This is a genomic window from Pseudomonas sp. RA_105y_Pfl2_P56, from assembly GCF_963970845.1.
Taxonomy (GTDB): Bacteria; Pseudomonadota; Gammaproteobacteria; order Pseudomonadales; family Pseudomonadaceae; genus Aquipseudomonas; species Aquipseudomonas baetica_A.
This window is the reverse complement of the sequence record NZ_CAXAPL010000017.1, coordinates 87,438-101,500: the sequence shown is the minus strand read 5'-3', so window position 1 is coordinate 101,500 and position 14,063 is coordinate 87,438. Positions and strand designations below refer to the sequence as shown.

At 59.2% G+C, this 14,063-nt stretch carries 15 protein-coding genes; 9 read left to right on the top strand and 6 right to left on the bottom strand.

The window, feature by feature from the left end:
* Positions 1-13: 13 nt before the first annotated feature.
* Both AACY11_RS14050 and AACY11_RS14045 read left to right on the top strand, forming a co-directional pair.
* Positions 14-445, top strand: coding sequence for an OsmC family protein (locus AACY11_RS14050; protein ID WP_221732310.1), 432 nt, complete (start codon positions 14-16; stop codon positions 443-445).
* Positions 446-689: 244 nt separating this feature from the next.
* Positions 690-929: a DUF1161 domain-containing protein gene (locus tag AACY11_RS14045; RefSeq protein WP_339432406.1), complete on the top strand. Its 240-nt coding sequence runs from the start codon at positions 690-692 to the stop codon at positions 927-929.
* 6 nt (positions 930-935) lie between these two features.
* On the opposite strand, the gene AACY11_RS14040 is transcribed toward AACY11_RS14045, so the two are convergent.
* Positions 936-1,355, bottom strand: a complete 420-nt coding sequence (locus AACY11_RS14040) for a PA0061/PA0062 family lipoprotein (protein ID WP_339432405.1) — start codon at positions 1,353-1,355, stop codon at positions 936-938.
* A 40-nt stretch (positions 1,356-1,395) separates the two neighbouring features.
* Positions 1,396-1,818 carry a PA0061/PA0062 family lipoprotein gene (locus tag AACY11_RS14035; RefSeq protein ID WP_339432404.1) on the bottom strand — a complete coding sequence of 141 codons (423 nt, stop codon included), beginning with the start codon at positions 1,816-1,818 and terminating at the stop codon, positions 1,396-1,398.
* Between the two features lie 58 nt (positions 1,819-1,876).
* Here AACY11_RS14035 and AACY11_RS14030 point away from each other — a divergent pair, with 58 nt between their 5' ends.
* Complete coding sequence (locus AACY11_RS14030) at positions 1,877-2,953, top strand: aminopeptidase (protein WP_339495002.1); 1,077 nt, start codon at positions 1,877-1,879, stop codon at positions 2,951-2,953.
* Between the two features lie 86 nt (positions 2,954-3,039).
* Here AACY11_RS14030 and AACY11_RS14025 read toward each other — a convergent pair whose 3' ends face one another.
* The gene (locus AACY11_RS14025) at positions 3,040-3,693 is read right to left on the bottom strand and encodes an HAD family hydrolase (protein WP_339495000.1); all 654 of its coding nucleotides are present in this window, start codon (positions 3,691-3,693) and stop codon (positions 3,040-3,042) included.
* Between the two features lie 28 nt (positions 3,694-3,721).
* Positions 3,722-4,267, bottom strand: coding sequence for a gamma carbonic anhydrase family protein (locus tag AACY11_RS14020; protein WP_339432401.1), 546 nt, complete (start codon positions 4,265-4,267; stop codon positions 3,722-3,724).
* 89 nt (positions 4,268-4,356) lie between these two features.
* On the opposite strand from AACY11_RS14020, the gene prlC reads away from it, so the two are divergent.
* From prlC to AACY11_RS14005, 3 genes are all read left to right on the top strand, one after another.
* Positions 4,357-6,408 carry an oligopeptidase A gene (prlC, locus tag AACY11_RS14015; RefSeq protein WP_339494998.1) on the top strand — a complete coding sequence of 684 codons (2,052 nt, stop codon included), beginning with the start codon at positions 4,357-4,359 and terminating at the stop codon, positions 6,406-6,408.
* A complete protein-coding gene (locus AACY11_RS14010; protein WP_339494997.1) occupies positions 6,405-6,695 on the top strand; it encodes a YheV family putative zinc ribbon protein in 291 nt (96 codons plus the stop codon). The genes prlC and AACY11_RS14010 overlap by 4 nt, the downstream gene beginning before the upstream one ends.
* A 110-nt stretch (positions 6,696-6,805) precedes the next feature.
* Positions 6,806-8,836, top strand: coding sequence for a M3 family metallopeptidase (locus AACY11_RS14005; protein ID WP_339494996.1), 2,031 nt, complete (start codon positions 6,806-6,808; stop codon positions 8,834-8,836).
* A gap of 9 nt (positions 8,837-8,845) precedes the next feature.
* Here the strand turns inward: AACY11_RS14005 and AACY11_RS14000 are convergent, their stop codons facing one another.
* Entirely contained in the window at positions 8,846-9,490 is a 645-nt protein-coding gene (locus tag AACY11_RS14000; protein ID WP_339432397.1) for a phosphatase domain-containing protein, read from the bottom strand.
* A gap of 292 nt (positions 9,491-9,782) precedes the next feature.
* Between AACY11_RS14000 and AACY11_RS13995 the strand changes: the two genes are divergently transcribed.
* From AACY11_RS13995 to AACY11_RS13985, 3 genes are read left to right on the top strand one after another with little or no spacing between them, the layout of a single operon-like run.
* Complete coding sequence (locus tag AACY11_RS13995; RefSeq protein WP_339494994.1) at positions 9,783-10,520, top strand: gluconate 2-dehydrogenase subunit 3 family protein; 738 nt, start codon at positions 9,783-9,785, stop codon at positions 10,518-10,520.
* A 2-nt stretch (positions 10,521-10,522) separates the two neighbouring features.
* Complete coding sequence (locus tag AACY11_RS13990; RefSeq protein WP_339494992.1) at positions 10,523-12,307, top strand: GMC family oxidoreductase; 1,785 nt, start codon at positions 10,523-10,525, stop codon at positions 12,305-12,307.
* A 12-nt stretch (positions 12,308-12,319) separates the two neighbouring features.
* Positions 12,320-13,618: a c-type cytochrome gene (locus AACY11_RS13985; RefSeq protein ID WP_339494991.1), complete on the top strand. Its 1,299-nt coding sequence runs from the start codon at positions 12,320-12,322 to the stop codon at positions 13,616-13,618.
* Positions 13,619-13,674: 56 nt separating this feature from the next.
* Here AACY11_RS13985 and AACY11_RS13980 read toward each other — a convergent pair whose 3' ends face one another.
* The gene (locus AACY11_RS13980) at positions 13,675-13,950 is read right to left on the bottom strand and encodes a hypothetical protein (protein ID WP_221732296.1); all 276 of its coding nucleotides are present in this window, start codon (positions 13,948-13,950) and stop codon (positions 13,675-13,677) included.
* Between the last annotated feature and the right edge of the window lie 113 nt (positions 13,951-14,063).

The following is a 14,063-nucleotide window of genomic DNA, read 5'->3' as shown; positions in this document are numbered from 1 at the left end:
TTGAGGAGGCAGCATGGCTATCGTTAAGAAAGCATCCGCACATTGGGCAGGTGATCTGAAAACCGGTATCGGCTCGATTTCTACTGAAACCGGCGTCCTCAGAGAAGCACCCTACGGTTTCAAGGCCCGTTTCGAAGGCGGTAAGGGCACCAACCCGGAAGAACTGATCGGCGCCGCACATGCCGGTTGTTTCTCCATGGCGTTCTCGATGATTCTCGGCGATGCAGGCCTGAAGGCCGACAGCATCGACACCGACGCTGAAGTCACCCTCGACCAGGTCGATGGCGGTTTTGCGATCACGGCGGTGAAGCTGATTCTCAAGGCGAAGATCCCGGGAGCCAGTCAGGCGCAGTTTGAAGAACTGAGCAACAAGGCCAAGGAAGGGTGCCCGGTGTCCAAGGTACTCAATGCGAAGATTACCCTTGAGGCATCGCTGGTCGCTTAAGCAGGCGTTGGCTGGGCCGACGTCTTCGCGAGCAAGCCCGCGCCCACAAAGGATCTTTGGTGTTTCACAAGATCTGTTGTGGGAGCGGGCTTGCTTGCGAAAGCGACCTGAAAATCCCCACGAAGCCTGAAGCGATAAACAAGACCTGTGAGCGAAGTCAGAACTCGCCGAGTAAAAGTATGGTCGAATAAATGACAGCAGCTTCAGCGCACACCCGTGCGCGCTGCCTCAAGGAGCTTCTCTCATGAAACGTATTGGCTTGGCGATTTTTTGCAGTGCACTGGCCACCTCGGTTCTTGCCGCCCCCAAAGACTGTGAAGAATTGAAGAACGAGATCGAAATCAAAATCCAGGCGAATGCCGTGCCCTCCTACACGCTGGAAATCGTCAGCAAGGAAGAGGCTGAAAAGCACGAAATCGCCATGGTCGTAGGGACATGCGAAAACGGCACCAAAGCGATCATCTATCAGAAAAACGACAATTGAGGTCGATCACGGCACGCAGTTGACCTGCCGTTCTTCGGCAACGATCTGACCTTGGCGATTGATCAACCGGGCGCTCGGCGTAAAGGCCAGTGACCTGGCTTCAAGACGATAACGTTGCCCGGCCTCGAAATGATCGTAACGCACGGTCAGGTAACACAGCCGCTCCTGCGGATCGGTGTTCATGCTCATGCCACCGCCGAACACCTCGAAATCAAAGCGAACCGTCAACTCGTGACTGCCCGGCGTGACCTGGAAAAACCGTCCGTCCGGCATTCTCTGTTTGTCCAGCCGTTCCGCCATCAGCACTTTGCCGCCAGGGGTGGGCATGGCGAAGTCGACCCAGGCCTTGCCGGGGTCAGCCGCTGGCATCGGGCTCTGGCAACCGGCAACCACACTTGCAGCAAGCAACAACGTCAACCTGCGCATGATCAATGTCCTTTGGATGGGAGATTGAGCATAGCGCCGATCAGGTCTTCTGACATCCAGCCGGAGTGCCCTGTCCCACGACCTTGCGCTGTTCGTCATAGAGCTTGGCCCAAGGTCGGAAACCGATACTGCCGGCCTGCAATTGATATCGCTGGCCGGCGTTGAAATCATTGAATTTCACGTTCAACTGGCAATCGCGCCAGAGCGGCTCGGCGTCAGGACCGATATTGGTGGCCTCCACCGGAAACTGATAACGCACCGTCAGCTCATGACTGCCGGGCTGCACCTCGAAATAGCGTTTGTCGATGGCAGCCTTGCGGTCGACTTGCAGTGCTTGCAGTGCCGTGTCCTGCTGCCGGGCATTCAGATCGATCCAGGCCTGCGAGGGGTCAGGATCAGGCACTCCAAATCCGGCACATCCGGCCAGCGTCAGCAGGCCTCCTGTCAGCATCAACATACGCATAGCGCAGCTCCAATGGGCGGGATAGTCTTGCGGGCAGACTTTCCAGGGGTTTCTTATTTTGATCAGGCCGCTTCCAAGCCATTGGTTACTTGATCGCGTTTTTCGGATTTTGTTTCCGGGTGTGATGCTTTTGTTGCTCAACGGTTGCGCCAGCGTCAGCTACTACGGCCAGTTGGCCAGCGGTCAATGGCAATTGCTGCGGGCCCGCGAGCCGGTGGCCGAGGTGATTGCCGACCCAAGCCGCGACGTAAAGTTACGCGCACACTTGGCGCAGTCACAAAAGGCCCGCACCTTCGCCAGCCAGCACTTGCACCTTCCGGATAACCAGAGCTATCGCCTGTACGCCGACATTGGAAGGCCGTTTGTGGTGTGGAATGTGTTCGCCACCCAAGAGTTTTCGCTGACCCCGCAAAACCACTGTTTCCCGATTGCCGGATGCGTGGCCTATCGCGGTTACTACAGCCAGAGCGCGGCCCGGGGCGAAGCCGCGATCCAACGCCTGCAGGGCATGGACGTGTCGATCGGCGGCGTCGAGGCGTACTCCACGCTGGGCTGGTTCAACGACCCAATACTCAATTCGATGATGGGTTGGGGCGACGAGCGGTTGGCCACACTGATTTTTCATGAGTTGGCCCATCAGCGCTTCTATGTGAAGGACGACACCGAGTTCAACGAGTCCTTCGCCACGTTCGTCGAGCAGGAAGGCACCCGGCAATGGCGGGCGTTTCGTGGATTGCCAGCGGACAACGACTCAAAACTCAAACAACGTGACCAGTTCATTGCACTGGTGCTCGATACCCGTTCACGTCTGGAAAAGCTCTACGCCCAGTCATTGCCGGCCGAGCAGATGCGTGAGCGCAAAGCGGCGCAGTTCGAACAGTTTCGCCGGGATTACCGGGTGATGCGTGATCGTCAGTGGGCCGGCGACAAGCGCTATGACGCGTGGGTCAATGCGCCGCTGAACAATGCGCGGCTGTTGCCGTTTGGACTGTACGACCAGTGGGTGCCGGCGTTTGCTGCGCTGTTCAGGCAGGTGGGAGGTGATTGGGTGAGGTTTTATTCAGCGGTGGAGAGGCTGGGGAATTTGCCGGTGCTCGAGCGTAAGGCAGCGTTGAAAACGCTGGCAGATTCATGATGGCTGACTGAACGGGCCTGTTCGCGAGCAAGCCGGCTCCCACACTGGACTTGCACACGACATACAGGCCCTGTGGGAGCGCAATTTCATCGGTTCTGCAAAAACGCCTGATGCAACTCCTCCAGCGTTTCAAAGTGATAAGCCGGCGCTTCAGCGTTCAACTCTTCAAAACTGCCAAACCCATAGCCCACCGCCGCCCCATCCAGGCCATTGCTGCGTGCACCGATCAGGTCATGTTTACGATCGCCGATCATCAGCGTATCCGCCGGATTCAGGCCTTCCTCGGCGATCAAATGGGCAATCAACTCGACCTTGTTGGTCCGCGTGCCATCCAGCTCGCTGCCGTAGATCACCTTGAAGTGTCGGGCAAAGTCGAAGTGCCGGGCGATCTCGCGGGCGTACACCCATGGCTTGGACGTCGCGATATACAGCTGCCGCCCTTGGCCACTCAGGGTTTCCAGCAACGGCGTGACACCGTCGAACACGCGGTTCTCGTACAGTCCCGTCACCTTGAAACGCTCGCGGTAGAAATTCACCGCCTCCCAGGCCTTGGCCTCGTCGAAATCGTAGAACTGCATGAACGCCTGCAACAGCGGCGGGCCGATGAAATGCTCAAGCTTTGTCAGGTCCGGCTCGTCGATGCCGAGTTTGCTCAAGGCGAACTGAATGGAACGAGTGATGCCCTCACGCGGGTCGGTCAGGGTGCCATCGAGGTCGAACAGTACGGTCTGGTAGTGCATGAGAAATCCTGAGCAGGTGTAAGTCGATTCAGAGCTGGTCGTAGCCTTCAGCCAGGTGCAGATCCTTGAGCTTCACGTAATTCGCCGCGCTGTAGGTGAAGAAGGCGTTTTCCTTATCGGTCAGCGCACGGACCTGTTTCACCGGACTGCCCACATACAGAAAGCCGCTTTCCAGACGTTTGCCCGGCGGCACCAGGCTGCCAGCGCCGATGATCACATCGTCCTCGACCACCGCGCCGTCCATGACAATGCTGCCCATGCCGATCAACACGCGGCTGCCAACCGTGCAGCCGTGGAGCATGACTTTGTGGGCAATGGTCACGTCGTCGCCAATCAGCAGCGCGAAGCCGTCCGGGTTGAACGGGCCGGCGTGGGTAATGTGCAACACGCAACCGTCCTGCACGCTGGTGCGCGCACCGATGCGGATGCGGTGCATGTCGCCACGAATAACCGTCAGCGGCCAGACGGAGCTGTCTTCGCCGATTTCGACGTCGCCGATCACCACCGCCGAGCCGTCGACAAATGCGCCTTTGCTCAACTGCGGGGTGTGATTCTGGTATTTGCGAAGGGACACGATTAGTTCTCTCTCTGTCGCCGATAGCTGCGGTGAGTGTCGATTGTAATTAAGATGGGCGCATGTTTCTTCCAGCCAAGGTGCCAACCGTGAGCGTGAACAACCCTCTTCTGCAGTCCTACGACCTGCCGCCGTTCTCCACGATCCGTGCCGAACACGTCCTGCCGGCCATTGAAACCATCCTGGCCGACAACCGCGCCGCCATCGCCGACATCCTCAAGACCCAAGGCCAGAACCCGACATGGGCCGGCCTGGTACTGGCGATGGACGAACTCAATGACCGCCTCGGTGCGGCATGGAGCCCGGTCAGCCACCTCAACGCCGTGTGCAACAGTGCCGAACTGCGTGATGCCTACGAGTCGTGCCTACCAGCCCTGAGCGCCTACTCCACCGAGATGGGCCAGAACCGCGAATTGTTCCAGGCCTATGAAGCCCTGGCCAACAGCCCGCAAGCTGCCGGTTTCGACGTGGCGCAAAAAACCATTCTGGAACACGCCCTGCGCGACTTCCGCCTGTCGGGTATCGACCTGCCGGAAGCTGAACAGAAGCGCTACGCCGAAGTGCAGAGCAAACTGTCCGAGCTGGGCAGCCGCTTCTCCAACCAACTGCTCGACGCCACCCAGGCCTGGAGCAAGCACGTCACCGACGAAGCCGCCCTCGCCGGCCTGACCGATTCGGCCAAGGCGCAAATGGCTGCCGCCGCACAGGCTAAAGATCTGGACGGCTGGCTGATCACCCTGGAATTCCCGAGCTACTACGCGGTGATGACCTATGCCCAAGACCGTGCGCTGCGCGAAGAAGTCTACGCCGCCTACTGCACCCGCGCCTCGGATCAAGGCCCGAATGCCGGCCAGAACGACAACGGCCCGGTGATGGAAGAGATTCTGGATCTGCGTCAGGAACTGGCCAGGCTGTTGGGTTTCGCCAGTTTCTCCGAGTTGAGCCTGGCGACGAAAATGGCCGAGTCCAGCGATCAGGTGCTGAGCTTCCTGCGCGACTTGGCCAAGCGCAGCAAACCGTTTGCCGCGCAGGATCTGCAACAGTTGCGTGCCTACGCCGCCGAACAGGGCTGCGCCGATCTGCAAAGCTGGGACAGCGGTTTCTACGGCGAAAAACTCCGTGAACAACGCTACAGCGTCGCCCAGGAAACCCTGCGCGCGTACTTCCCGATCGACAAGGTCCTGGGCGGCCTGTTCGCCATCGTTCAACGCCTGTACGGCATCGAGATTGCCGAGCTCAAAGGCTTCGACACCTGGCACCCGGACGTGCGCCTGTTCGAGATCAAGGAAAACGGCCAGCACGTCGGCCGCTTCTTCTTCGACCTCTATGCCCGTGCCAACAAGCGTGGCGGTGCATGGATGGACGGCGCTCGTGACCGTCGTCGTACCGTCGACGGCGTGCTGCAAAGCCCGGTGGCCAATCTGGTGTGCAACTTCACCCCGGCCGACAGCGGCAAGCCTGCGCTGCTGACCCACGATGAAGTGACCACCCTGTTCCACGAATTCGGCCATGGCCTGCACCACCTGCTGACCCGTGTCGATCATGCCGGCGTGTCCGGGATCAACGGCGTGGCGTGGGACGCCGTCGAGCTGCCAAGCCAGTTCATGGAAAACTGGTGCTGGGAGCCGGAAGGCCTGGCGCTGATTTCCGGTCACTACGAAACCGGCGAGCCGCTGCCACAGGACCTGCTGGAAAAAATGCTCGCGGCGAAAAACTTCCAGTCTGGCCTGATGATGGTGCGTCAGCTGGAGTTCTCGCTCTTCGACTTCGAACTGCACGCCACCCACGGTGACGGTCGCAGCGCCGCGCAGGTGCTCGAAGGCGTACGCGACGAGGTGTCGGTGATGCGTCCACCGGCCTACAACCGCTTCCCCAACAGCTTTGCGCACATCTTTGCCGGCGGTTACGCGGCGGGTTACTACAGCTACAAGTGGGCCGAAGTGCTGTCGGCGGATGCTTTCTCCAAATTCGAAGAAGACGGCGTGCTGAACGCTGAAACCGGCCGCGCTTTCCGCGAAGCGATTCTGGCGCGTGGCGGTTCGCAGGCGCCGATGGTGCTGTTCGTCGACTTCCGTGGTCGCGAGCCGTCGATTGACGCACTCTTGCGCCACAGCGGCCTGAGTGAGGACGCGGCAGCATGAGTGAGGGGCCTGTGATTACCAAGAAGCGCTTTATCGCCGGGGCGGTTTGCCCGGCGTGCAGCGAGCCGGACAAGTTGATGATGTGGAACGAGGACAGCGTGCCACACCGCGAATGCGTGGCCTGCGGTTACTGCGACACGCTCAACGAGCAAGGGCTGTCGGTGCCCAAAGAGCTGGGCACGCGGGTCAACACCAGCGCGCTCAAACCGCCAGCGGACAAGAAAGTCCAGGCGGTGCAGTTCTTCCCGAATCCAAAATTGAAGAAGAAACCCGACGAGCAACACTGAGTCAGTGCCACCTTCCACCGATTGCGGTGGAAGGTGGTAACTATGTACCGCCCCTCTTTCACGCTTCCTGCTTAGGCTGGCACTTTCAGCCATCGCTCAAGGAAGACGCCATGCTCCACACCAATCCCCTTTTACAACACTGGACCCTGCCACCGTGGTCGGCGATACGCGCCGAACATCTGCTGCCAGCCATCAACGCGATCGTGACCGATAACCGCCAGGTCATTGCCAGGGTGATCACCAGCCAGACCGAGCATCCGGGCTGGGACGATCTGGTCGTGGCCATCGACGAAGCCGATGCACGTCTGAGTGAGGCCATGGCCGTTATCGAGACGCTTTCGACGGTCAAATCCAACGATATCGACTGGCTCAGGGAAAGCGCGTTGTGCAGCGTCGTTGCCGCTCAGTACAGAGCCGACAAGACCGCTGACCTGGCGCTGTACCGCAGTTATCAACGGCTGGCGAAGAGTTCGGTCGCCACCGGTTTCGACGATCAACGCAAAGCGTCGCTGGCGAAAATTCTGCGCAAATTCCGGTTGTCCGGCATCGAACTGCCGCTCGCACAACAGCGCAAACTTGCCCGCTTGAATGGCGAGATCCGGCTAACGGAGCAACGTTTTCGAAGTCATCTGGAGCTGGCCAACGCCGCGTGGAGCCAACGCATAGACGATGTCACTCAGCTCGAAGGCTTGTCTGCGGCAGTGAAGGCGCGCCTGGCGCTCAACGCCAAAGAGGCAGGACACGAGGGCTGGCGGCTGACGCTGGAGCAAAACACCTACCGGCAAATCATGACCCATGCGCAAAACCGGGCGCTGCGTGAGGCCTATTTCACAGCCTGGATCAACCGGGCGTCGGATCTAGGCCCACAGGCGAAAAAACTCGATAACGATCCGGTACTCAAGGTGCTGATCGCATTGCGTCACGAGAAAGCCCAATTGTTGGGCTTCGAGAATTTCGTCCAGATGCGTCTCGAAAACCGCATGGCCACCTCTGCTGCACAGGTTGAAGCTTTTTTGCGCCAGCAACTGGCGTTGAATACGCCGGCCCTGCTGCGCGATGCCCAAGCCCTGAAAGCGTTTGCGCACACCCAAGGGATTGTGGATATCCAGGCGTGGGATGAAGACTTCCTCGCCGAGCAGTTACGCCTCCAGCAGTTGAACGGTGCGTTGAAAGGCTTGCGTGAGTACTTCCCGCTGGAGGGCACGTTGCGCCGACTTTGCCTGTTCAGCGAGCGCATGTTCGGGATCAGCATCGTCGAACAGACGACCGCCAGCCACTGGCATCAAAGCGTACGGCTACTGGAGGTCAGTGAACATGGGCAGGTGATCGGGCATATCTATGTTGACCCCTATCACCGCGATGACGCGGCCGACTTCGCCTTCACCTCCGTCTTGCGCACCCGTCGAATCAATGCCGAGGGACGGCCGTCACTGCCGATTGCTTGCCTCTACTGCAATTTCAGCCCTGCCACCGACGAGCACCCGTGCCTGCTCTCCCATGAAAACCTGCGGGTGCTGTTCCACGAATTCGGCCATTGCCTGCAGCATGTGCTGACGCGCTCGCCCCATCGCAACTTGTCGGGGATTTCCCAACTGGCGCGTGATACCGCCGAATTTGCCGGGCAGTTGTTTGAACACTGGTGCCTGTCACCCGAGTTTCTGGTGTGGCTGGCGGCGCATTACCAGAGCGGCGAACGCCTGACAGAAGCGCGGGTCAACACCGCGCTGGCCGCCATTGGCGCCCACACCAGCCGGACAACCGCGCTGTTACTGATGACGGCGCTGTTTGATCTGGAGTTGCACCGCTCTCATGGCGATGGCCGAAGCATCGAACAAGTGTTCGAGGATGTACAACGCGAAATGCCTCATCTAGGAATGTCGGGGTATCACCGCTTCGCTTATGGCTTTGACTATTTGGTGACCGGTTACGAGGCGTCAGTCTATGCCTACAAATGGTCTGGCGTGCTGGCAACCGAAGTGTTCAAGCGGTTTCAGCGAGACTGGGTGTTCGACGCACAAACGGGTCGGGATTTTCGCGAGGCGTTCTTTTCCCCCGGCGACTCGCGCTCGTTGCTGAGCGCGGCGCAGGCGTTTCTCGGCGAGCCGGTCAACACGCAATTTTTTGCGGCCGCACCTCAATGAATTCTCTGGTCACTTGAGATTGACGGTCTGAAACCAGCTCTTCATCGAGCAGGTGGCGAACGCGCTGGTGCTGCAATCACCATTGGCCAGCGCAGTGCGCAGCTTGTCGACATCGGCCTGCATCATGTAGCGAATGCCATCCTTGAAATGGCCGCTTTCGCCGAAACCACCTTGGGTCATCTCGTTCAAGGCATCCTCTTTGCTCCAGCCTTGCACCACCACGCGGTACATCGCTGCCATCAGGCCGGTGCGGTCAGAACCGTGTTTGCAATGCATCAACACCGGGCCCTTGGCTTCGGCGCTCTGGATAGCGCGCAAAGTCTTGAGCACATCGCTGTCATCAACGTGATTGGTGCGATAGGACAACTGCACTTGATTGATGCCTGGCTCGGACAGCCAGCGACTGTCGGCCTCCGGCAAGAAGTTGATCACCGTTGCCACTTTGAGATTTTTCAACAGCGGCACCGCGCCGCTATCGGGCAATGCACTGCGATAGAGGGTCGGCGACATCTGGAACAGGTTGTATTGCACCTCGACCGGCTGCGCCCACTCCTCGGGACGGGAAGGCACGGTATCAGCCGCCTGGGCCGGGATCAGGTGCAGCATGGCGACAAGCGACAAACACAAAGCGGGGAAAAAACGCACTCGAGACATGCTGGGTAGACCGTGTCGGGTTTTTGAAGAATTGAAGCTTCAAGGTTTGCCGGTCAAAGCCCCGTGAGCCGTCTGTCAAAGAAATGTGAATCGGCATCAATCCGCTGAAAAGCGGGTCAGCCATTTCGGCTTTTTTCGACTGAAACGATTCATCTCAATGCTTAGGCTGCTACCATTTGTCACATCATGTTGCAGCTCTCCGGATCATCCCGGCCACGTCGCGACGAAAAATCCTCAAGCCGTTCGCAGAAACGGCTGACCACCCTTAATGCCTGATGAGGTGCCCCCCCACATGTCTGATGAAGATCGAGACAACCCGCGGCGTGAGTTTTTGCGCAAATCCCTGACCCTGATTCCCGTCGTCACCCTGGCCGGTACCGGTCTGGGCAGCAGCGTGCTGCAAGCCGCGCCTGAACCTGCGCCCGCAATGCAACCGGTTCGCGCTGACGCCGACGATTATCAGCCAAGCTATTTCACCGCCCAAGAATGGGCCTTCATCCATGCCGCCGTGGCGCAACTGATCCCCAACGACGATCAAGGCCCGGGAGCGCTGGAAGCTGGCGTGCCGCAATACATCGATCGTCAGATGAACACCCCGTATGCCGCTGGCGCCCTTTGGTACATGCAAGGCCCCTTCAACGCCGACGCGGCGCCGGAGATGGGCTGGCAGAGCAAACTCGTGCCAAAAGAGATCTATCGCCTCGGCATCGCCGCCACGGATCAGTGGGCAAAATCCATCAACGGTAAAGTATTTGCTGACCAAGACAGCGCTACCCGAGACGATTTACTCAAACAACTCGAAGCCGGAAAACCGCAATTCGATACCGTCCCCGCGAAGATTTTCTTCAACCTGCTGCTGCAAAACACCAAGGAAGGGTTCTTCTGCGACCCGATCCACGGCGGCAACAAAGGCATGGTCGGCTGGACCATGATCGGCTTCCCCGGCGCCCGCGCCGATTTCATGGATTGGGTGGAACGCAACGAGCAATACCCCTTCCCGGCAGTTTCGATTCGCGGCGAGAGGGCGTGAGCATGGCAACGGTAATGAAGAAGGTCGACGCCGTGATCGTCGGTTTCGGCTGGACGGGCGCGATCATGGCCAAAGAGCTGACCGAGGCCGGACTCAACGTGCTGGCGCTGGAGCGCGGGCCGATGCAGGACACCTACCCCGACGGCAACTATCCACAGGTGATTGACGAACTGACCTACAGCGTGCGGAAAAAACTCTTCCAGGACATTTCCAGAGAGACCGTGACCATTCGCCATAGCGTCAACGACATTGCCTTGCCCAACCGCCAATTGGGCGCGTTCCTCCCGGGCAATGGCGTCGGCGGCGCCGGGCTGCACTGGTCGGGTGTGCACTTTCGTGTCGACCCGATCGAGTTGCGCATGCGCAGCCATTACGAAGAGCGTTACGGCAAAAGCTTCATCCCCAAAGACATGACCATCCAGGACTTCGGCGTCAGCTATGAAGAGCTGGAGCCGTTCTTCGATTTCGCCGAAAAGGTTTTCGGCACGTCGGGCCAGGCCTGGACCGTGAAAGGTCAATTGGTCGGTCAGGGCAAAGGGGGCAACCCTTACGCACCGGATCGCTCCAACCCGTTCCCGCTGCAGGCACAGAAAAACACCGTGTCCGCACAGCTGTTCGGCAAAGCGGCCACGGAGGTCGGTTACAAACCCTACAACCTGCCTTCGGCCAACACCTCGGGCCCGTACACCAATCCCTACGGCGCGCAGATGGGCCCGTGCAATTTCTGCGGGTTCTGCAGCGGTTACGTTTGCTACATGTATTCCAAGGCCTCGCCGAACGTGAACATTCTGCCGGCGCTCAAGCCGCTGCCGAATTTCGAATTGCGACCCAATGCCCATGTGCTGCGGATCAACCTCGACAGCAGCAAAACCAAAGCCACCGGCGTCACTTACGTCGACAGCCAGGGCCGCGAGATCGAGCAACCGGCGGACCTGGTGATCCTCGGCGCTTTCCAGTTGCACAACGTGCGTCTGATGCTGCTTTCCGGGATTGGCAAACCTTACGACCCCATCAGCGGCGAAGGTGTGGTGGGGCGTAACTTCGCCTACCAGAACATGGCGACCATCAAGGCGTTCTTCGACAAGGACACCCACACCAACAACTTCATCGGCGCCGGCGGTAACGGCGTGGCGCTGGATGACTTCAACGCCGACAACTTCGACCACGGCCCGCACGGCTTCGTCGGCGGTTCGCCAATGTGGGTCAACCAGGCGGGCAGCCGACCGATTGCCGGCACCTCCAACCCACCGGGCACTCCGGCCTGGGGCAGTGCCTGGAAACGCGCGACCGCCGATTACTACACCCACCAGGTGTCGATGGACGCTCACGGCGCGCATCAATCCTACAGAGGCAACTACCTCGATCTCGACCCGGTGTACCGCGATGCCTACGGCTTGCCCCTGCTGCGGATGACGTTCGACTGGCAGGAAAACGACATCAAAATGAACCGCTTCATGGTCGAGAAGATGGGCAAAGTCGCCGAGGCGATGGGCCCGAAAGCCATTGCGGTGATTGGCAAGAACGTTGGCGATCACTTCAACACCGCGGCCTACCAGACCACGCACCTCAACGGTGGCGCGATCATGGGCACCGATCCGAAGACCAGCGCGCTGAACCGCTACTTGCAGAGCTGGGACGTGCATAACGTCTTCGTGCCGGGCGCTTCAGCGTTCCCGCAGGGCCTGGGTTACAACCCGACCGGGCTGGTGGCTGCGTTGACCTACTGGTCGGCAAAAGCGATCCGCGAGCAATACCTGAAAAACCCCGGTCCGCTGGTTCAGGCTTAAGGAGCGATGACCATGAAAAATCTTGTTATCGCGACCTTGGCCCTGCTCGGCAGCGCCTCTTTGCAGGCGGCCGAAGTGGATCAATCCTTGATCAAAAAGGGCGAATACCTCGCCCGTGCCGGCGACTGTGTGGCTTGCCACACTGCAAAAAACGGTAAGCCGTTCGCTGGTGGCCTGCCGATGGAAACCCCGATCGGCACGATCTATTCGACCAACATCACTCCGGATAAAACCGGCATCGGTGATTACAGCTTCGAGGACTTTGATCAGGCCGTACGTCATGGTGTCGCTAAAAACGGTAGTACGTTGTACCCGGCGATGCCGTATCCGTCCTACGCCCGTGTCAGCCAAACCGACATGAAAGCGCTATACGCGTATTTCATGCAGGGCGTAGAACCGGTGGCGCAACAGAACAAGGCCAGCGACATTCCATGGCCGTTGAGCATGCGCTGGCCGCTGATGGGCTGGCGCTGGATGTTTGCGCCGAAGGTCGAGGGCTATAAAGCGACATCGGATGATCCGGTGATCAGCCGTGGGGCGTACCTGGTGGAAGGCCTGGGCCATTGCGGCGCCTGCCACACGCCGCGTGCCCTGACCCTGCAGGAAAAATCCCTGAGCGCGGCCGATGGCAGCACGTTCCTGGCCGGCAGCGCGCCACTGGAAGGCTGGATCGCCAAGAGCCTGCGCGGCGATCACAAGGACGGCCTCGGCAGTTGGAGCGAAGAGCAACTGGTGCAGTTCCTCAAGACCGGCCGCAGTGACCGCAGCGCAGTGTTCGGCGGCATGAGCGATGTGGTCACCCACAGCATGCAATACATGACCGACGCCGACCTGACTGCAATTGCTCGCTACCTGAAGTCGTTGCCAGCGACTGATCCGAACGATCAACCGTACTCGTACGATGAAAAAGCCGCCAAGGCCCTATGGAACGGTGACGACAGCCAGCGCGGCGCGTCGGTTTACATCGACAACTGCGCGGCATGCCACCGCACCGACGGCCACGGCTATACGCGGGTATTCCCGGCGCTGGCAGGTAATCCGGTGCTGCAATCGGAAGATCCAACCTCATTGATCCACATCGTGCTCAAGGGCGGGACATTGCCGGCAACGCACACCGCGCCTTCGACCTTCACCATGCCCGGCTTCGCCTGGCGGTTGTCGGATCAGGAAGTGGCGGATGTGGTGAGCTTCATTCGCGGCAGTTGGGGTAACAAGGGCGCGCCGGTGAACGCTGCCGATGTCGCGAGCCTGCGCAAGAACGATACGCAGACCACTTCCGGGGATGACCTGGGGCAAGTTACTGCGCAGTAACGAGGCTTGAATACCGCTGACATGGCATGGGGGTTTTTGCTGTGTCAGCGGGCAATTCAACGTGTGGACTGAAAGCCCTTGAATTGCGCAAAGGCATCGGCTAACTGCAGGTAAAGTTTTTTGTCGTATTTATCGACGTCACCATCGCCATCGGCGTCAACGGCGTCTTCGGAAATCAGGTCATAACGACCATTGCCTTCCGATGAAGAGGCGAAGAGCGAGTAGTCGTAGTCCATCATTTCGGTCGCGTCTTCATCATAGTGATAAAACGCGACCTCAGGATTTCCGTCTCGGTCCATATCCGCAATTTCCAGCAATATCCTGATAGCCATTGATCAAGTCCTTTCAGTTGATTTCGCCCGTACAACCGACAATCGTGCCTAGGCTTCTGGACATTAAAGTTGGGGAGAAATCGGGTCTACTGTCAGACTTGACAGGATGTATA